This window comes from Streptomyces sp. NBC_00989 (assembly GCF_045162655.1).
Taxonomy (GTDB): domain Bacteria; phylum Actinomycetota; class Actinomycetes; order Streptomycetales; family Streptomycetaceae; genus Streptomyces.
Genome location: NZ_CP108728.1, coordinates 8294686 through 8312523, shown reverse-complemented (window position 1 = coordinate 8312523; position 17838 = coordinate 8294686). Strand labels below are relative to the sequence as shown.

Annotated in this window: 18 protein-coding genes and 1 riboswitch; of the genes, 9 read left to right on the top strand and 9 right to left on the bottom strand. The window is 71.8% G+C overall.

Annotated features, from left to right (window positions below):
• Positions 1 to 94: 94 nt before the first annotated feature.
• From OG714_RS37185 to OG714_RS37175, 3 genes are all read right to left on the bottom strand, one after another.
• Complete coding sequence (locus OG714_RS37185; protein ID WP_328831962.1) at positions 95 to 493, bottom strand: DUF3040 domain-containing protein; 399 nt, start codon at positions 491 to 493, stop codon at positions 95 to 97.
• 277 nt (positions 494 to 770) lie between these two features.
• Positions 771 to 1541 carry a methyltransferase gene (locus OG714_RS37180; protein ID WP_406127695.1) on the bottom strand — a complete coding sequence of 257 codons (771 nt, stop codon included), beginning with the start codon at positions 1539 to 1541 and terminating at the stop codon, positions 771 to 773.
• 160 nt (positions 1542 to 1701) lie between these two features.
• The gene (locus tag OG714_RS37175) at positions 1702 to 2241 is read right to left on the bottom strand and encodes an SAV_6107 family HEPN domain-containing protein (protein WP_019062337.1); all 540 of its coding nucleotides are present in this window, start codon (positions 2239 to 2241) and stop codon (positions 1702 to 1704) included.
• Positions 2242 to 2424: 183 nt separating this feature from the next.
• On the opposite strand from OG714_RS37175, the gene OG714_RS37170 reads away from it, so the two are divergent.
• From OG714_RS37170 to OG714_RS37150, 5 genes are all read left to right on the top strand, one after another.
• Positions 2425 to 3117, top strand: a complete 693-nt coding sequence (locus tag OG714_RS37170; protein WP_406127693.1) for an ATP-binding cassette domain-containing protein — start codon at positions 2425 to 2427, stop codon at positions 3115 to 3117.
• Entirely contained in the window at positions 3089 to 5173 is a 2085-nt protein-coding gene (locus OG714_RS37165) for a YhgE/Pip family protein (protein WP_406127692.1), read from the top strand. The genes OG714_RS37170 and OG714_RS37165 overlap by 29 nt, the downstream gene beginning before the upstream one ends.
• A gap of 62 nt (positions 5174 to 5235) precedes the next feature.
• A complete protein-coding gene (locus OG714_RS37160) occupies positions 5236 to 5865 on the top strand; it encodes a TetR/AcrR family transcriptional regulator (RefSeq protein ID WP_406127690.1) in 630 nt (209 codons plus the stop codon).
• A gap of 380 nt (positions 5866 to 6245) precedes the next feature.
• On the top strand, positions 6246 to 6884 hold the full coding sequence (locus OG714_RS37155; protein ID WP_406127688.1) for a DUF4126 domain-containing protein: 639 nt from the start codon (positions 6246 to 6248) through the stop codon (positions 6882 to 6884).
• 46 nt (positions 6885 to 6930) lie between these two features.
• Positions 6931 to 8442: a phytoene desaturase family protein gene (locus OG714_RS37150; protein ID WP_406127686.1), complete on the top strand. Its 1512-nt coding sequence runs from the start codon at positions 6931 to 6933 to the stop codon at positions 8440 to 8442.
• 45 nt (positions 8443 to 8487) lie between these two features.
• Here the strand turns inward: OG714_RS37150 and OG714_RS37145 are convergent, their stop codons facing one another.
• From OG714_RS37145 to OG714_RS37120, 6 genes are all read right to left on the bottom strand, one after another.
• A complete protein-coding gene (locus OG714_RS37145; protein ID WP_406127685.1) occupies positions 8488 to 9492 on the bottom strand; it encodes a hypothetical protein in 1005 nt (334 codons plus the stop codon).
• 56 nt (positions 9493 to 9548) lie between these two features.
• Positions 9549 to 10472, bottom strand: a complete 924-nt coding sequence (metF, locus tag OG714_RS37140; RefSeq protein WP_406127683.1) for a methylenetetrahydrofolate reductase [NAD(P)H] — start codon at positions 10470 to 10472, stop codon at positions 9549 to 9551.
• Between the two features lie 110 nt (positions 10473 to 10582).
• Positions 10583 to 11242 (bottom strand): thiamine phosphate synthase, encoded by a 660-nt coding sequence (gene thiE / locus OG714_RS37135; RefSeq protein WP_406127681.1) that lies wholly within the window; start codon positions 11240 to 11242, stop codon positions 10583 to 10585.
• A gap of 118 nt (positions 11243 to 11360) precedes the next feature.
• A complete protein-coding gene (locus OG714_RS37130) occupies positions 11361 to 11732 on the bottom strand; it encodes an Rv2175c family DNA-binding protein (RefSeq protein WP_352111142.1) in 372 nt (123 codons plus the stop codon).
• A 64-nt stretch (positions 11733 to 11796) separates the two neighbouring features.
• Entirely contained in the window at positions 11797 to 13026 is a 1230-nt protein-coding gene (locus OG714_RS37125; protein ID WP_406127679.1) for an NAD(P)/FAD-dependent oxidoreductase, read from the bottom strand.
• A 44-nt stretch (positions 13027 to 13070) separates the two neighbouring features.
• On the bottom strand, positions 13071 to 13409 hold the full coding sequence (locus tag OG714_RS37120; RefSeq protein ID WP_406127677.1) for a hypothetical protein: 339 nt from the start codon (positions 13407 to 13409) through the stop codon (positions 13071 to 13073).
• A 51-nt stretch (positions 13410 to 13460) separates the two neighbouring features.
• A riboswitch (TPP riboswitch) is annotated at positions 13461 to 13572 on the top strand.
• On the opposite strand from OG714_RS37120, the gene thiO reads away from it, so the two are divergent.
• From thiO to pknB, 4 genes are all read left to right on the top strand, one after another.
• Positions 13570 to 14733 carry a glycine oxidase ThiO gene (gene thiO / locus OG714_RS37115; protein WP_406127676.1) on the top strand — a complete coding sequence of 388 codons (1164 nt, stop codon included), beginning with the start codon at positions 13570 to 13572 and terminating at the stop codon, positions 14731 to 14733. It overlaps the preceding riboswitch by 3 nt.
• Positions 14730 to 14930 carry a sulfur carrier protein ThiS gene (gene thiS, locus OG714_RS37110; RefSeq protein WP_406127674.1) on the top strand — a complete coding sequence of 67 codons (201 nt, stop codon included), beginning with the start codon at positions 14730 to 14732 and terminating at the stop codon, positions 14928 to 14930. The genes thiO and thiS overlap by 4 nt, the downstream gene beginning before the upstream one ends.
• Positions 14931 to 14933: 3 nt before the next feature.
• Positions 14934 to 15728 carry a thiazole synthase gene (locus OG714_RS37105; RefSeq protein WP_406127673.1) on the top strand — a complete coding sequence of 265 codons (795 nt, stop codon included), beginning with the start codon at positions 14934 to 14936 and terminating at the stop codon, positions 15726 to 15728.
• Between the two features lie 150 nt (positions 15729 to 15878).
• Complete coding sequence (gene pknB, locus OG714_RS37100; protein ID WP_406127672.1) at positions 15879 to 17813, top strand: Stk1 family PASTA domain-containing Ser/Thr kinase; 1935 nt, start codon at positions 15879 to 15881, stop codon at positions 17811 to 17813.
• The last annotated feature ends 25 nt before the right edge of the window (positions 17814 to 17838 follow it).

Below are 17838 nucleotides of genomic sequence, written 5' to 3'. Positions count from 1 at the left end.
CGCAGGGCATACGGGAGGGGGTGACCACCGGTCCGGTGGTCACCCCCTCACTCGTGTCCGAGGAGCGCCGCGTGTGCTGCGGGGCCAGGTACTGCTACTGGCCGCCCTGTTGTTCGTCGCGGCGGCGCTGCCAGCGCTGCTCGATGCGATCCATCACCGAGCGCCGCTGCCGTCCCTGACGGCGGGCGTGCGGTGCGCCTGCGGCGGGCTGTTCGCCAGGCTTGGGAGCCTTGCGCCAGCCGGTCACGGCGAGTACCGCACAGCCCAGCATGACGAGGAATCCCACCACGCTGACCCAAATCTGCTGTGCGACCATTCCTGCCATGAGGAGCGCAATACCTACGAGGAAGCCGGCCACCGCCTGGTAGACCCGTCGCCGGGTGTACGTGCGCAGCCCGCTTCCCTCAAGCGCTGTCGCGAACTTGGGATCTTCGGCGTACAGCGCTCGCTCCATCTGCTCGAGCATTCGCTGCTCGTGCTCCGAGAGCGGCACGGAGTCCTCCTCATCGTGCAGTCGCCGGGGCGACCCGGGGGGTCCCTTCAGGATAGGCAGGGAATCGCCCCCGTGAAACCCGCCCCTCTACGCCAATTGACCAACCGGAATCCGTCATGGCCGTTCCGGCTCGCTGAATCTTCCATTCCCCAGCGGCCGTCCCGTCATGCCGGGCGGTCTCCCTCGATCATACGGCGCCGGGCCCGCGATCGGGGGGCCTGTGGCGTACTCCATGTGCTGTCGAGCCGCTGATCAGGGGTCCGGCACGGGAGGCCACTCACGCCTCGCGGGCACCCCGCGTCTCGCCGAGCACATGAAGCTGCGTGGCCACGGAGTGGAACGCCGGGAGCTCGGCCGCCGCCGCCTCCAGCTTCAGCAGCGCGTCCAGGGCGCCGGGCTCGGTGTCCACGAGCACTCCGGGAACCAGGTCGGCGAAGACCCGCACCCCGTGCACGGCGCCGACGTCGAGCCCCGCGCCCTCGACGAACGCGGCGAGCTGCTCGGCGGTGAAACGGTGCGGGACGGGGTCGGCGGCGCCCCAGCGGCCGTTCGGGTCGTCGAGGGCCTGCCTCGCCTCCTTGAAGTGGCCGGCGAGGGCGCGCGCGAGCACGGCACCGCCGAGTCCTGCGGCGAGCAGGCTGAGGACACCCTCGGGGCGCAGCGCGGCCACCACCGTGCGGACGCCCTCGGCGGGGTCGTCCACGTACTCCAGGACGCCGTGGCAGAGCACCGCGTCGTAGCCGCCGCGCCCGACCACGTCGAAGAGGCCGTGCGCGTCGCCCTGGACGCCCTGCACGCGGTCGGCGACACCGGCCTCGGCGGCGCGGCGCTCCAGCGCGAACAGCGCGTTCGGGCTGGGGTCGACGACGGTGACGCGGTGACCGAGGCGGGCGACGGGCACCGCGAAGTTGCCGCTGCCGCCTCCGGTGTCGAGGACGTCCAGCGCGTCCCGACCCGTGGCCTTGCCCCGGCGGTCGAGGGCGTCCTGAAGGACGTCCCAGACCACGGCGGTACGGAGGGAGGCGCGGGGGCGGCTCGGGTCCGACACGGCAGTTGACTCCTCGGCGCGGCACCGCCTGTGCACGGCGGAGCGAACGGGCTGCCTCCCCGGCCCGGGTGCGGGCGGAGGGAAGGCTTCAGGCGCCCTCCACCCTATTGCCTCCGGTGCCGTACCTGGTCATGTGTCTCGCGCGGCGAACATCGGGTGCTCACCCCGCGCGGTCCCCCGGCCGCTCCGGGTCCTGGCGTGGCTGGGGCAGTACCGGCTGGAGGACGAGCATGCGCTCGACCAGGCGCAGGAACATCGCCACGTCGCGTATGAGGTCGTCGGCGTCCCGGCGGGTCGCCGCGCCCTGGATGCCCGCCTCGGCCCGCGCGCGGCGCCGGGCACCGGAGGCGAACAGGGCGCTCCACTCGGTGAGTTCGGGCGCGATCTCGGGGAGGACTTCCCAGGCACTGCGGATACGGCCGCGACGCCGGGCCGTGGGTTCCGGCTGGACCCGCGCGGCGAGCACCGCGGCGGCGGTGCGCAGGGCGGCCAAGTGGGCTGTCGCGTAGCGCTCGTTCGACGTTTCGAGGACGGCTGCCTCGTCCAGTCCCGCACGGGCCTGGGCGAGGAGGTCGAGGGCGGCGGGCGGTGCCGTGGCCCGGCGGAGCACGGGGTGTACGTCGCTCGCCGGGCCGGTCAGTGAGGGGGCAGGGCCGGCGGCGCGGCGCCGACGGGCGGCGGCTGCGGACGGATGGGCCATGACGAACCTCCTGTCGTCGTGTGACGGCACGCCCAGTCAGGTAGTGCCGTATGTGCCCATCGTGAGGTATGGCACTGACAATCCGTTCTGACCTGCGCTTTTGCTTCGATCGAAGGTTCGGGTTAGTTTTTGCACTGACCAGTCAGTTCAAAAGTTTGCATTGCGGGCAGGGGGCGGGGAACCGTGGGTGGGGTCGGTGTCACGGCCGAGGACTTCGGGGTGAAGGGGCCGCGCGGCTGGGCGTTCCGGGGGATCTCCCTGGACGCCGGGCCCGGCTCGCTGATCACCGTCGAGGGGCCGTCCGGGTCCGGGCGTACGAGCCTGCTGCTCGCGCTCACCGGACGGATGAAGGCGTCCGAAGGGACCGCCGCCGTGGGCGAGTTCACGCTTCCGAAGCAGTCGGCGGCCGTGCGGCGGGTCAGCGCACTGGCCAATGTCGCCGGGGTCACCGACCTCGAACCGGCGCTGACCGTGGGCGAGCAGCTGCGCGAACGGGCGCTGCTGCAACGGCGGTTCGGGGACTCCGTACGCGGGCTGCTGCGGCCCCGGTCCGAGCGCGCCGTGGAGGCGGGGCTGCGGATCGAGCGGGCGCTGACCGCCGCCGGTCTCGACATCGAGGCGCTGCCCAAGGGCTCGCGGACCGCCGTACGGGATCTGGAACGGCCGCAGGAGGTGCGGCTGTCCATCGCGCTGGCGTTGATCGGGCGGCCCGCGCTGCTCGGGGTGGACGACGTCGACCTCAAGCTCTCGGATGCCGAACGGGACGAGATCTGGGACCTGTTGAGGTCCCTTGCGGATTCCGGAACGACTGTCGTAGCGGTGTCCACCGAAGGGACGGAGAAGGCCGATGCACGCGCCACGACTGGCCGCGCTTGAGCTCAGGCGCTTCGGCAGGGGGAAGCTGCCGCGCGCCGCGCTCGTCGCCCTCCTGCTGCTGCCGCTGCTGTACGGCGCCCTGTACCTGTGGTCCTTCTGGGACCCGTACGGCCGCCTGGACCGCATCCCCGTGGCCCTCGTCAACGACGACAAGGGGGCGAGTGCCGACGGGAAGAAGGTCACAGCGGGCGACGACATCACCGAGGGGCTGCGGGACAGCGGGACGTTCGACTGGCACGAGGTGAGTGCGGCCACCGCGCGGAAGGGCGTCGAGGACGGCACGTACTACCTGTCGCTGACCATGCCCGCCGACTTCAGTGAGCGCGTCACCTCCAGTGCGGGCGACTCCCCGGAGACGGGCGCGCTCCAGGTGCGGACGAACGACGCGAACAACTACATCGTCGGGCAGATCTCCCGGACGGTGTTCAGCGAGGTGCGGTCGGCCGCGTCCACCAAGGCCTCGCGGACCTTCCTGGACCGGATCTTCGTGTCGTTCTCCGACATCCACGGCCAGACCGTGAAGGCGGCCGACGGCGCCGACAAGCTGAAGGGCGGCATCGGTACGGCCGAGGAGGGTTCCAAGGATCTCGCCGACGGCCTGAAGGACGCCAAGAAGGGCAGCGGCAAGCTCTCCAAGGGCCTGAAGAAGCTCGACACGGGCGCGGGCGACCTGGAGGACGGTTCGCGGCAGGTCGCGGCGGGGACCCAGACCCTCGCCGACACGGTCAACGGGGTCGCCGACAAGGTGGGCCCCTTCCTTGAGGACAACGAGAAGACCATCGGGGACACGGCCCAGCTGGTCGCCGACTCGGCCAAGACCATCCGCGCCAACCTGGGCACCCTCGTGAAGACCGCTCCGGTCGCCGCCAAGGGCGCGCACGCTGCCTCGGACACCCTGGACGAGGTCTACACGGCGCGCTGTGAAACCGCCGTCCTGAAGGACGCCGCCTGTCCCGACCTGAAGAAGGCCGCCACGGCCGCCTCCGACGTGGCGAAGGTCGCCGACGACGTCAACAGCCTGGTCGCCGACCAGAACGGCGACCTGAAGAAGCTCGACGCCAACCTGGCCACGCTCCAGACGCAGGCCCAGGCACTCGCCGACCGCGCCCCGCACCTCTCCGAGGACCTCGACGACGCGGTGGCCAAGGTCAACAGGTTGAACGACGGTGCCTCGAAGGTCGCCGCGGGCGCCAAGACCCTGCACACCGGGCTCGGCACGGCGAAGACCGGCGCCGCCGACCTGGACACCGGCGTCGGCAAGCTCAGGACGGGTGCCGTGGACCTGAACGGCGGCCTGTACAAGCTCGTCGACGGCTCCGGGAAGCTCGCGGGCGGCCTGCACGACGGCGCCGCGCAGATCCCGGACTACGACAAGCAGGACCGCGACCAGCGCACCGGGGTCATGTCCGACCCGGTCCAACTGGCCACCCAGGACCTGCACAAGGCGCCCAACTACGGCACCGGATTCGCCCCGTACTTCATCCCGCTGTCCCTGTGGGTGGGCGCGATGGTGGCCTACATGCTGATCGCGCCCATGAACCGGCGCGCGCTCGCCGCCGGTACCTCGGCCTGGCGGATCGCGCTCGCGGGCTGGCTGCCGGTGGTGGCGGTCGGGGTGCTCCAGACGGTGGCCCTGATGGCCGTACTGCACTGGGCGATCGGCCTGGAGATGGCGCGGGCGGCCGGCACGGTCGGCTTCCTGTTCCTGGTGACGGCGTGCTTCGCGGCCATCGTGCAGTGGCTGAACGCACGCTTCGGAGCGGCGGGCCGGATCCTCGTACTCGCCCTGCTGATGCTCCAGTTGACGTCGGCGGGCGGCACCTATCCCGTGCAGACCAGTCCCGGATTCTTCAACGCGATCCACCCCTTCCTGCCGATGAGCTACGTCGTCGAGGCACTACGGAGGCTCATCACCGGCGGTGGCCTCGGACCCGTGTGGCACGCGTGCGTGGTGCTCGTCGCCTTCACCGCGGGGGCGCTCGCGCTGACCGCGCTGTCGGCGCGCCGCCGCCAGGTGTGGACGCTCGACCGGCTGCACCCGGAGCTGAGCCTGTGACCCCGCCCAGGACCTCGACACCCGTGCCCGGCGCCGGAGCCAGGCCTGTGACAATCAGGCCCATGGAAAGCAGCAGCACCCCGTCGGGCGGCAGCACGCGCCGCGAGGCCACCCGGCAGAAGCTCTACGAGGCGGCCGTCACGCTCATCGCCGAACAGGGTTTCTCGGCCACCACGGTGGACGAGATCGCCGAGCGTGCCGGGGTCGCGAAGGGCACCGTCTACTACAACTTCGCCAGCAAGTCCGTCCTCTTCGAGGAGTTGCTGCGGCACGGCGTGGGCCTCCTCACCGCCTCGCTGCGGGAGGCGGCCGAGCAGACCGCGCGGGACGGCGGCAGCAAGGTGGACGCCCTGGACGCGATGATCCGCGCGGGCCTCGGCTTCATCGCCCGCTACCCGTCCTTCACCCAGCTCTACGTGGCCGAGCTGTGGCGCACCAACCGCGCCTGGCAGCCCACGCTCATGGTGGTGCGGCAGCAGGTGAACGCGGCCATCGAGGACGTGCTGCACGCGGGCGTGGCGGGTGGCGAGTTCAGCCCTGAGATCGATGTCCGGCTGACCGCGGCCGCGCTGGTCGGGATGGTCCTGGTGGCCGCCCTGGACTGGCAGTCGTTCCAGCCGGAGCGCTCCCTGGACGACGTCCACTCGGCGCTGTCCCGGCTGCTCCAGGGGCGGGTCAGCGGGGGCCACTGACGGCGGCACACGAACAACGCACACACAGAAGCGCCGGTTCGTCGTGGCCGCGTCCCCCGCGGGCCACCTCGAACCGGCGCTCCCTTGTGCTTCCCCCGTACGTTCCCCCTGTTGGAACCCCCGTTGGTCAGTCCCAGGGTTCCCCCGTGCCTCGCTTCCGCCGAGAGTCCGGCGGAAGGAGCGGCCAAGGGCGCGGGCCCCGTTCCGCCGCCCCGTGTCGGCGGTACCGGAGCCGCGCCCCTTTCCGTGTCCCCACTCTCTCGTTCGCGCAGGTCGCACCCCATCCGCGCGCGTACTCATCTCACTCCCTAGGTACGGATACTCAGCCGTACGCACTCAGACCCAGGACGCCATGTTGCCGAGTGGTTACTATCGCCTCCGTGTCCGTACTCCCCCTGGTCTTCACCAGCGGCTGGGCCAGCGGCGTCAACGCGTACGCGGTGGTGCTGCTGCTCGGGATCTTCGGCGCGACCGGAGTGACCGACGCGGTCCCCGAGTCGCTGCAACGCCCTGAGGTCCTCGTCACAGCGGGCGTGCTGTTCCTGTGCGAGGCGATCGCCGACAAGATCCCGTACGTCGACTCCGTCTGGGACTCCGTGCACACGGTGATCCGGCCGGCCGCCGGGGCGTGGGTCGGGGCGGTGCTCGCCGGGCACAGCGGTTCGATGAACGATGTGGTGGCGGGCCTGATCGGCGGTTCGTCGGCGCTGGCCAGCCATACCGTCAAGGCCGGCACCCGCATGGCGATCAACACCTCGCCGGAGCCGTTCAGCAACGTGATCATGAGCTTCGCGGAGGATCTCGGGGTCGGCGGGATCGTCTCGTTCGCAATGTTCCATCCTCAGGCGGCGGCGATCATCGCGGCCGTGCTGCTGGTGGCCGGACTCACGGTCCTGTTCTTCCTGATCTCCCGGATCCGGCGCTTCCTGCGCCGCAGAGCCCAGCGCCGGGAGGAGAAACGCCTCGCCGCGCAGGTGGGACATCCTCCCGGACGGCCACCGGACCAAGATCCCTGGTGACCGCCCGCGGCCGGGACTGTCAGTGGCGGCCGATAAAGTCGCGGGCATGGCACGGATTGCGGTGATCGGCGCCGGCATGGGCGCGATGGCGGCCGCTGCCCGGCTGGCCGTCGCGGGCCACCGGGTGGCGGTGTACGAGCGTACGGAGACGTACGGCGGTGCGGTGCGCCGCTTCGAGCGGGACGGGTTCTCCTTCGACACCGGCCCCGGACTGCTGCCCGTGCCCGCGGTCTACCGCGACCTGTTCATCAAGACCGGCAAGGAGCCGCTGGAGGACCTGGTCGAGCTGGTCCAGGTCGACCCGTCCTCGCGGCACGTCTTCGCGGACGGCACGGCGGTGTCGTTGCCGAACGCCTCCCGCGCGGGCGTCGTCACGGCCCTGGACGAGGCCCTGGGCGGCGGCGCGGGCGAGCGCTGGGGCGACTTCCTGATCCGGGCCCGCGAGGCCTGGGACCGCACCCGCAGGCCCCTCCTGGAGGAACCCCTGTGGCCCAACTGGTCGGTGCTCGCCGACCAGGAGCCCTATCCGGCGGTACCGCACAAGAAGCTGTTGCGCACCCGGCGGGCGAGCACCCTCGCCGAGATCAGCGCCTGGGAGCTGCGCGACGAGCGCCTGACGGCCCTCCTGGAGAGCCACGCGCTCGCGTACGGCCTCGATCCCCGGACCGCTCCGGCGAGCGCGGCCGTGCTGCCGTACATGGAGCACGCCTTCGGTACCTGGTATGTGCGGGGCGGCATGCGGGAGTTGGCGCGTGCGGTGTACGAGCGGTGTGTGGCGAGGAGGGTCGAGTTCGTCTTCGGGGCCGAGGTGACCCGGGTGCTGGAGAAGGATGGGCGGGCTGCGGGGGTGGAGCTTGCCGACGGCACGGTGGCCGACGCGGACCATGTCGTCGCCGACGTGGACCCGGCGCGGCTGCGGGCCCTGACGGAGCGTCCGCTGGACGAGGACGGCGATGTGCGGGCCGCCCCGGACTCACCCCGGCCGGTGCGGTGCACGCTGCTGCTGGCCCTGCGCGGCCCGCGCGAGGCGGGGGCCGTTCACCGGACGGTGGTCCATGCCCCGGACCGCGAGGCCGAGTTGGACCTCCTGGCCTCCCCCGGCGGCGACGAGCCGCGCTGTCCCACGGTGACGGTGCTGCGCCCGGACGACCCCGCGCTCACGCCGGACGGTGAGCACGAGTCCGCGGTGGTGTCCGCCGTGCTGTCGGGCGAGGCCGGCTGGGCGGACGAGGGCACGGTCCGGCGGTACACGGGCTTCCTCCTCGAAGCCGCCGGACGCGCCGTACCGGCGCTGCGGGAACGCCTGTGGTGGCACGAGGTGCGGACCCCGGAGCACACGGAGGGCGAGACGGGCGCCCGCCTCGGCGCCGTGCCCGCGCCCTCGCTCGCCGCCGGGCAGGGCCGTTTCCTGCACCCGGCGAACACCACGCGTGTGCCCGAGCTCTACCGGGTCGGCGGCTGGTCCCACCCCGGCGGCGGACTTCCGCACGCCGGTATGTCGGGGGCGCTGGTCGCCGGACTGATCGTGGAGGGACCCCAGTTCAGAGGGTCCCAGTAGGCGAGGCTCAGTGGACAGGTATCAGCAGGCGGGTCTCAGCAGGCTTCAGAAACGGTACTGCTCGTCGTAGCCGGTGCCCGACTGCGGCTGCTGCTGCGGCTGTTGCTGGCCGTCGCCCTGGTAGGGGTACTGCTGCTCCGCCGGCATTTCGCCGTCGTACGTCTCGTCGTTGCGCTGTTGCGGGACCCACACCCCGCCGGCCGGGGTCTCGCCGCCGTAGCCGGCGTTGCCGTACTGGTCCTGCGTGTAGCCCTGTTGGGGATACTGCTGCTGACCGTCGTAGCCCGTGTCGTAACCGGTGCCGCCGTAGGTCTGCGTGCCGATGTACGGGTCGGAGTAGGCGGCGTACTGCTGCTGGCCGGTCGTGTCGTAGCCGTACTGCTGCTGGTCGTAGCCCGTGTAGGTGTTGTCGTAGCCGTAGTTCTGGTCGGCCGCCGCGTAGGCCTGGTCCTGGGTCTGGCCGGCGGCCGCCGCGGCGTACGCCTGGTCGGTGCCCTCGTAGTTGGGGTCCTGGGCGTTCGCGTACGCGGTGGCGTTGTACACGCCGTAGGAGCCGGTGTCGTCCGGGAGGGGCTGCGGCTCGTAGACCGAGGTGGTCTCGGCGGCCGTGGGGGCGACGGGGCGATTCGGGGTGAACACGTCGTCGCGGTCGTAGTCGTCGTCCTGGCCGTAGGCGGCCTTGTTCTGGCCGTACTCCTGGAAGCCGCCCTCCGCCCCTTGGAGGCCGGAGGCGTCCAGGTTCGGGTCCTGCTCGTCCGGCTCGCCGCGGCGGCGCTTGATGCCGCCCGCGCCCGGTCGGCCGGAGACCGCCCAGCCGGCTTCGAAGCCGCGGCGGAACGACAGCGTGACGTAGGTCTGGCCGACGGCGAAGGCAACGGCACCCAGGCCGATCACGACGACGGAAGGAATCAGCACTCCGAGGACGACGCCCAGGAAGCCGACGAAAGCGAGCAGCCGCCAGCGCAGGCGTGCCTTGTACTGCAGCAACACCTCACCGAGCAACCACAGTGCGACGATGCCGAACGCGATGTAGAGGACCGTCCAGCCCATGTACGCCCCTCTCCCAGTGGCCGCTACGCAGTGTGTCCTATTCCGAAGCGACCGGTCTAGGCCTGCGGTGGGTGGTGCAGGCCCAAGTTCTCGTGGATTTCGAGTGACGCCGTGGAGCTGTTGAGCGTGATGAAGTGAAGTCCGGGGACTCCCTCGGCCAGCAGCCGGGCGCAGAACTCGGTGGCGAACTCGATTCCGATCGAGCGTACAGCGGCCGGATCGTCTTTGGCTGTGAGGATTCGCTCTTTCAGGGCGGCCGGGATGTCCGCGTTGCTGAGCTGCGGCAACCGCTCCAGCATCCGCACGCTGGTCACCGGCATGACCTCGGGGATGACCGGGGTCGCGCAGCCCGCCGCCTCGACGCGGTCGCGCAGCCGCAGATACGACTCGGGTTCGAAGAACATCTGGGTGATCGCGTAGTCGGCCCCGGCCCGGCACTTGTCGACGAAGTGCGCGACGTCCGTGTCCCAGTCCGGGGAGCGCGGGTGCATCTCCGGGAACGCCGCGACGCCGACGCAGAAATCGCCCGACTCCTTGATGAGCCGCACCAGTTCGGCCGCGTACGTCAGCCCCTGCGGGTGGGCCACCCAGTCGGCCATGGGGTCGCCGGGCGGGTCGCCGCGCACCGCGAGGATGTTGCGGATCCCGGCGTCGGCGTACTGGCCGATGATGTTGCGCAGTTCGGCGACGGAGTGGTTGACCGCGGTGAGGTGGGCGACGGGGGTGAGCGTCGTGTCGGCGACGATCTGCTCGGTCTCCTTGACGGTGCCCGCACGGGTCGAGCCGCCGGCACCGTACGTCACCGAGACGAAGTCGGGGGCGACCGCCTCGACCCGCCGCAACGCGCTCCACAGGTTCCGCTCGCCCTTGGGGGTTTTCGGCGCGGAGAACTCGAACGAGTACGTCCTCTTGCCGGTCGCGAGCATGTCGCGCACGGTGCGTGCGCGATCAGTCCTGGTGGATGCGGTTCCGAAGGCCATACCCGCAGGTTAGTCAGGGGGCGCCGGTCACCCAACCGGAACCGGGAATTTGCCTGGTTTGTCGCCCTCTTGTCCACCCACCGGACAACAGCACGACTCCTGGACGCCCGTCAGAGCTGCCGCAGCCGCTTCGCGAACTCCGCCGCCGCCGCGCCCGGGTCGTCGGCCTCCGTGATGGCCCGTACGACGACGACGCGGCGGGCGCCCGCTTCGAGGACCTCGTCGAGGTTGCCGAGGTCGATGCCGCCGATGGCGAACCAGGGGCGGTCGGTGCCCAGGGCGGCCGTGTACCGGACCAGGTCGAGGCCGGGGGCGTGGCGGCCGGGCTTGGTGGGGGTGGGCCAGCACGGGCCCGTGCAGAAGTAGTCCACGCCCTCCTGGACGGCGGCCGCGGCCGCTTCGGACTCGGCGTGCGTGGAGCGGCCGATCAGGACGTCCTCGCCGAGGATCGCGCGGGCCGCGGGGACGGGGAGGTCGCCCTGGCCCAGGTGCAGTACGTCGGCACCGGCGGCGTGGGCGACGTCCGCGCGGTCGTTGACCGCGAGGAGTCTGCCGTGCCGGGCGCAGGCGTCGGCGAACACCTGGAGGTGCTCCAGCTCCTCGGCGGCCTCCATGCCCTTGTCGCGCAGCTGCACGATGTCGACCCCGCCGGCCAGGACCGCGTCCAGGAACTCCGCGAGGTCGCCCTGGCTCCGGCGGGCGTCCGTGCAGAGGTAGACGCGGGCGTCGGCGAGTTCCGCGCGGGCGGCGGCTGCGGCGGTGTCGGGCATGCGTGTGTCCCCCGTTGTCCTGCTTGTCGTGTGGTGGTGTCGCGCACGGGCCGCGGGCAGGGCCCTTCCAGGCAGGCCCTCGCGTCGCCGCGGCCCGTGCACCGGTCGGTCGTGCGGGTCAGACGGCGAGCGCCTGGGCGCGGCGCTTCACCTCCGTGCCGCGATTCTCGCTCAGGGCCTGCGCGGGGGTGCCGGGCAGGCTGGGGTCGGGGGTGAAGAGCCACTCGAGCATCTCTTCGTCGGAGAAGCCGTCGTCCCGCAGGAGCGTCAGGGTCCCCGTGAGGCCCTTGACGACCTTCTGCTCGACCCCGTCGATGAAGGCGGCGGGGACGTGCAGCGCGCGGTTCTCACCACGGCGTACGGCGATGACTTGGCCGTCCTTGACCAGCTGCCGCACGCGTGTCACCTCGACATCGAGCACCTCTGCGATGTCGGGCAGCGTGAGCCAGGCGGGGACGAGAGCATCGATCTTTGCGTCAATCTCGGTCACGTAAACAGCGTGCCATCCCGGACTGACAGTCGGAAGTCGGGCCGGTCCGACCCGGGGGGACGAACTAGGCGATAGCCGCCTTCATCGGCACAGAAGCATCCGCCAGCACCTTGGGATCCAGGGGCGTGGCCGCCTCGATCAGACGCCGGCCCTGGGCCAGGTCACGGGGGCGGCCGACCGCCAGGAGGGCCACCAGACGGTCCCCGCGCAGCCAGCAGACGCTCCAGGCCGGGGTGGCCGGGTCGCCGCGCCACAGGGTGGTGTCGGCGGACGCGTGGTGACCGGCGTACTGGACGAAGCGGCCGAACTGCTCCGACCAGAAGTACGGCACCGGGTCGTACACCGCCGGGGTCTCCCCCACGATGTTCGCGGCGACCGTGCGCGGACCCTGGAGGGCGTTGTCCCAGTGGTGGACCAGAAGTCGCTCGCCGTACCTTCCCGAAGGGAAGGAGGCGCAGTCGCCGACCGCGTACACGTCCGGCACCGAGGTGCGCAGCCCGTCGTCGGCGAGGACCTCGCGGTGCGCGCCCAGTTCGATGCCGGAGCCCTGCAACCAGGCGGTGGCGGGGCGGGCGCCGATGCCGACCACGACGGCGCCCGCGGGCAGCCGGGTGCCGTCGTCGAGGACCACCTCGCCGGGTTCGACGTGCGCCACGCGTGCGTGCGTCCGAAGGGAAGCACCGGCGGCGGTGTACCAGGCGGCCATCGGCGCGGCCACCTCGGCGGGCAGCGCACCCGCGAGCGGCCGGTCCGCAGCCTCTACGACGGTCACCGCGCAGCCCGCCTCGCGCGCGGCCGTGGCGAACTCCGCGCCGATCCAGCCCGCGCCGACCACCACGATGTCGTGCTGCCGCGCGAGCACCGGCCGCAGCCGCTCGGCGTCGTCCAGGGTGCGCAGCAGATGTACCCCGGGGACACCGTCGGCGCCCGGCAACCGGATCGGTTCGGCACCGGTGGCGAGGACGAGGACGTCGTAGGGCACCGGGCCCTCGGCGGTGTCCAGTTCGTGGTCGGCGGGGCGCACGCCCAACACCTCGCGCCCCAGCTGCACTTCGATGCCGAGCGCCTCGAAGTCGACGTCGAAGGCGGAGCCCTCGGCCTTGCCGAGCAGGACGGCCTTGGACAGCGGGGGCCGGTCGTACGGCTGATGGGGTTCCGCGCCGATCAGGGTGACGGTACCGGTGAAGCCCTGGTCCCGCAGCGCGACCGCGGTCTGCACCCCGGCCATGCCCGCGCCGACGACGACCACGCGCCGCCCTGCCGCCGTGCCCTGTTCCCGCGTCTGCTCGCTCACTCGATCACCATAGACACCTGACAATTTGTCAGTCAGCGGGCGCGTCAGGTGACCTGTTCCACAGTGCTGGTCCCGTTTCCCGCCTGGGACTCCCATTCCCAGGTCTCATCGAGGCGCACACGGCCGTCGGGCAACTCGACCACATCGGACACGCAGTGCCCGGAGGACGTCGTCCCGTCCGTCTTCAACTGCACGTACCGGAAGTCGAGCCGGTCCCCCGCGCGCGTGCCGACGAGACACCCCCGTACGACGTCGCCGCCCGCGTACTCGGCCCAGATCTCGCCGTCCTTCTCGTGGTACGCGAACCGGGTGCGGGTGCCGACCTGACCTGGGGCCTGGTCCGCGACGGGGGCGAGGACGAGACCGTCGAGCGAGCGGGCCATGGACAGAGGCTCCCTTACTGGCGCACAAGGCACGGGCTAGGGTGGCCAACGTAAAGCACTCGCGGGAGTCCGGACGCACCGGGCTGAGAGGGAGGCTGGCGGCCTCCGACCGTACGAACCTGATCCGGGTCATGCCGGCGAAGGGAGGGGCTGGACGCCCATGCCTGCACACAACTCAGACGTCCTCGTCGTCGGGGGCGGGATCATCGGCCTGGTCACGGCCTGGCGCGCGGCCCAACGCGGCTTCGCCACGGCCGTGGTGGACCCCGAGCCGGGCGGCGGGGCCGCCCAGGTGGCCGCCGGGATGCTGGCCGCCGTCACCGAACTCCACCACGGCGAACAGACCCTGCTCGCCCTCAACCTCGCCTCGGCGCACCGCTACCCGGACTTCGCGGCCGAGCTGACCGACCTCACCGGCCTCGACCTCGGCTACCGGCGCTGCGGCACGCTCGCCGTCGCCCTGGACGCCGACGACCGCGCCCATCTGCGCGAACTGCACGCCCTTCAGCACCAGTCGGGCCTGCGCTCCGAGTGGCTGTCCGGGCGCGAGTGCCGCCGCCTGGAGCCGATGCTCGCGCCGGGCGTGCGCGGGGGGCTCAGGGTCGACGGGGACCACCAGGTCGACCCGCGGCGGCTGGCGGCCGCGCTGGTGGCCGCCTGCGAGCGCGCCGGGGTCGTCCTCCACCGGACGTGGGCCGAGCGGCTCACGGTCGAACGGGACCGCGCCACGGGGGTCCTCACGCGCGAGGGCGAGGTGCTGGGCGCGGGCCAGGTGGTGCTCGCCGCCGGCAGCCTCAGCGGGCGCCTGAAGGGCGTCCCGGACGACGTCCTGCCGCCCGTACGGCCCGTGAAGGGGCAGATGCTGCGGCTGACCGTGCCGGAGCGCCACGCGCCGTTCCTGAACCGCACCGTGCGGGCCGTGGTGCGCGGCAGCCAGGTGTACCTGGTGCCGCGCGCGAACGGCGAGCTGGTCGTCGGCGCGACCAGCGAGGAACTCGGCTGGGACACGACCGTGACGGCCGGCGGCGTCTACGAACTGCTGCGCGACGCCCACGAGTTGGTCCCCGGGATCACCGAACTGCCGCTCACCGAGACCCGGGCCGGACTGCGCCCCGGCTCCCCCGACAACGCACCCCTGCTGGGCCCGACCGCGCTGCCGGGCCTGCTGCTGGCCACCGGGCACTACCGCAACGGCGTACTGCTCACCCCGGTCACCGGCGACGCCCTGGCGCACGCGCTCAGTACCGGTGAACTCCCGGACGAGGCACGCCCGTTCACCCCGAAGCGGTTCGCCCGTACAGAACTCGTGGAGCAGCCCGCATGAACATCTCCGTCAACGGCGAGCACCAGGAGATCGCTCCCGGCACGCGCCTCGACGTGCTCGTACGGTCCCTCACCCCGGCCCCCTCGGGTGTGGCCGCCGCCCTCAACGAAACCGTCGTCCCGCGCGCGGAGTGGCCGTCGACGTCCCTCTCCGAGGGAGACCGCGTCGAGGTCCTCACCGCCGTCCAAGGAGGCTGACCCATGGCCGACGACCCCTTCCTCCTCGGCGGTACGTCCTTCACGTCCCGACTGATCATGGGCACCGGAGGTGCGCCCAGCCTCGACGTCCTGGAACGTGCGCTGGTGGCCTCCGGCACGGAGCTGACGACGGTCGCGATGCGGCGCGTCGACGCCTCCGTGCACGGCTCGGTGCTGTCCGTCCTGGAACGGCTCGGCATCCGGGTGCTGCCCAACACCGCGGGCTGCTTCACGGCGGGCGAGGCGGTGTTGACGGCGCGGCTGGCGCGCGAGGCACTGGGGACATCGCTGATCAAACTCGAAGTGATCGCGGACGAGCGCACGTTGCTGCCCGACCCGATCGAACTCCTCGACGCCGCCGAGACGTTGGTCGACGACGGCTTCACCGTGCTGCCGTACACGAACGACGATCCCGTGCTGGCGCGGAAGCTGGAGGACGTCGGGTGCGCGGCGATCATGCCGCTGGGCTCGCCGATCGGTTCCGGGCTCGGTATCCGCAACCCGCACAACTTCCAGCTGATCACCGAGCACGCGCGTGTGCCGGTGATTCTGGACGCGGGGGCGGGTACGGCGTCCGACGCCGCGTTCGCGATGGAGCTGGGGTGCGCCGGTGTGATGCTTGCCTCAGCGGTGACGCGGGCGCGGGAGCCGGTGTTGATGGCGTCGGCGATGCGCGGCGCGGTGGAGGCGGGGCGGTCGGCGTTCCGGGCGGGGCGTATCCCCCGTAGGTACTTCGCCGAAGCGTCCTCCCCGACAACCGGCGTGGCCTGCCTGGACCCGGAACGCCCCGCCTTCTGAATCTCCGGCAACGCACCACCCGCCGAGCCGCACAGCTCGGCCTCGGACACCCGCTCCACCATGAGGTATCCGTCACAGGTCGGCTTCAGTACCGCCCCGAAACTGGCCGAAAACGCCGTGCTGTCAGCGTCGGCTCGTACACTCACCTGCGTGGATACGACCCTTCATGACCCTCTCGTCGGGCAGTTGCTCGACGGCCGGTATCGCGTCGACGCGCGGATCGCCGTCGGCGGGATGGCCACGGTCTACCGGGCCGTGGACACCCGCCTGGACCGGGTTCTCGCGCTCAAGGTGATGCACCCGACGCTGGCGGCCGACGCCCACTTCGTGGACCGGTTCATCCGCGAGGCGAAGTCTGTGGCGCGGCTGGCGCATCCGAACGTGGTGCAGGTCTTCGACCAGGGCGCCGACCGGTCGTACGTCTATCTGGCGATGGAGTACGTCGCCGGCTGCACCCTGCGCGACGTGCTGCGCGAGCGCGGGGCGCTTCAGCCGCGGGCCGCCCTGGACATCCTGGAGCCGGTGCTGGCCGCGCTCGGTGCCGCGCACCGGGCCGGGTTCGTGCACCGGGACATGAAGCCGGAGAACGTGCTCATAGGGGACGACGGCCGGGTCAAGGTCGCCGACTTCGGGCTGGTCAGGTCCGTGGACACGGTCACCAGCACCACCGGGTCCGTGCTCGGCACGGTGTCGTATCTCGCCCCGGAGCAGATCGAGGGCACCACCGCCGACCCCCGGGTCGACGTGTACGCGTGCGGTGTCGTCCTGTACGAGATGCTCACCGGCCAGAAGCCGCACGACGGGGACTCCGCCGCGATCGTGCTCTACAAGCACCTGCACGAGGACGTCCCGCCGCCCTCGGCGCTCGTCCCGGGGCTGGCGTACGAGCTGGACGAGCTGGTCGCCACGGCCACCGCGCGCACCCCGGACCTGCGGCCGTACGACGCGGTCGCGCTGTTCGGTCTGGTCCGCGAGGCGCGGTCGGGGCTGAGCGCCGAGCAGCTGGACGCGGTGCCGCCGCAGGCGCTGGCCTCGGAGCATCCCAACGCCGAGAACCGTACGAGTGTGATCCCGCGCTCCCTGACCGTGCCGCGTCCGCTGCCGGTCAACGAGGACGACGGGCCCGGTGACCCGTTCAACCGGACCAGCCGGTTCGAGAGCGGCCCGCCGCTGCCGCCCCGGCGGCGCGAGACGCGGCGGCCCCGGCGCGGGCTGCTGGCGATCGTCGCCGCCCTGCTGCTGATCGTCGGGGTCGGGGCGGGGGTCTGGTACATCAACTCCGGCCAGTTCACCAAGGTCCCGCTGCTGCTGGCGAAGACCGAGGCGCAGGCGAGGGAGCGGCTGAAGGACGCCGGTCTCGACGTCAAGAAGGTCGACCACGCGTACAGCGACACCGTGAAGCGCGGCACGGTCATCAGCACCGATCCGGAGTCCGGCGCCCGCATCCGGGACAACGACTCGGTGGCCCTGACCATCTCGGACGGCCCGGAGACGGTGAACGTCCCCGACCTGACGGGCACCCGCCTGGCCAAGGCGCAGACCCTGCTGAAGCAGGACGGGCTGGCGGCCGGCATGGTCACCAGGGAGTTCAGCGACGACGTCCCCAAGGGCTTCGTGATCAGCACGGACCCGGAGGCGGGCACCAAGCGCCACGCGGGCTCGGCGATAGCCCTGACCGTCAGCAAGGGCAGCGCGATCGACGTGCCCGACGTCACCGGCGAGGACCTGGACGACGCGAAGTCGGACCTCCAGGAGGCCGGTCTCAAGGTGACGGTGTCGGACACCGAGGTCACCTCGGAGTACGACGCGGGCCAGGTCGCCCAGCAGACCCCGGCCGGCGACAGCCAGGCCGCCGAGGGCGACACGGTGACGCTGACGCTGTCCAAGGGCCCGGAGATGGTCGAGGTCCCGAGCGTGGTCGGCGCGAGCGTCGACGCCGCGACGAAGCTTCTTGAGCAGTCCGGCTTCAAGGTCAAGGAGGACCGGGGTCTGCTCGGTCTGTTCGGCGACACCGTGAAGAGCCAGTCCGTGGACGCGGGCGAGCAGGCCGCCAAGGGGTCGACGATCACGATCACCATCCGGTGACGGGGGCGGCACGCACGCGTGACAC

What these genes read in the sequence shown, in the direction of transcription:
- OG714_RS37175 (WP_019062337.1), bottom strand. Translation starts at nt 2,241, where the DNA reads ATGGCCCATCCGTCCGCAGCCGCCGCCCGTCGGCGCCGCGCCGCCGGC.
- OG714_RS37165 (WP_406127692.1), top strand. Translation starts at nt 3,089, where the DNA reads ATGCACGCGCCACGACTGGCCGCGCTTGAGCTCAGGCGCTTCGGCAGG.
- OG714_RS37160 (WP_406127690.1), top strand. Translation starts at nt 5,236, where the DNA reads ATGGAAAGCAGCAGCACCCCGTCGGGCGGCAGCACGCGCCGCGAGGCC.
- OG714_RS37150 (WP_406127686.1), top strand. Translation starts at nt 6,931, where the DNA reads ATGGCACGGATTGCGGTGATCGGCGCCGGCATGGGCGCGATGGCGGCC.
- OG714_RS37145 (WP_406127685.1), bottom strand. Translation starts at nt 9,492, where the DNA reads ATGGGCTGGACGGTCCTCTACATCGCGTTCGGCATCGTCGCACTGTGG.
- metF (WP_406127683.1), bottom strand. Translation starts at nt 10,472, where the DNA reads ATGGCCTTCGGAACCGCATCCACCAGGACTGATCGCGCACGCACCGTG.
- thiE (WP_406127681.1), bottom strand. Translation starts at nt 11,242, where the DNA reads ATGCCCGACACCGCCGCAGCCGCCGCCCGCGCGGAACTCGCCGACGCC.
- OG714_RS37120 (WP_406127677.1), bottom strand. Translation starts at nt 13,409, where the DNA reads ATGGCCCGCTCGCTCGACGGTCTCGTCCTCGCCCCCGTCGCGGACCAG.
- thiO (WP_406127676.1), top strand. Translation starts at nt 13,570, where the DNA reads ATGCCTGCACACAACTCAGACGTCCTCGTCGTCGGGGGCGGGATCATC.
- thiS (WP_406127674.1), top strand. Translation starts at nt 14,730, where the DNA reads ATGAACATCTCCGTCAACGGCGAGCACCAGGAGATCGCTCCCGGCACG.
- OG714_RS37105 (WP_406127673.1), top strand. Translation starts at nt 14,934, where the DNA reads ATGGCCGACGACCCCTTCCTCCTCGGCGGTACGTCCTTCACGTCCCGA.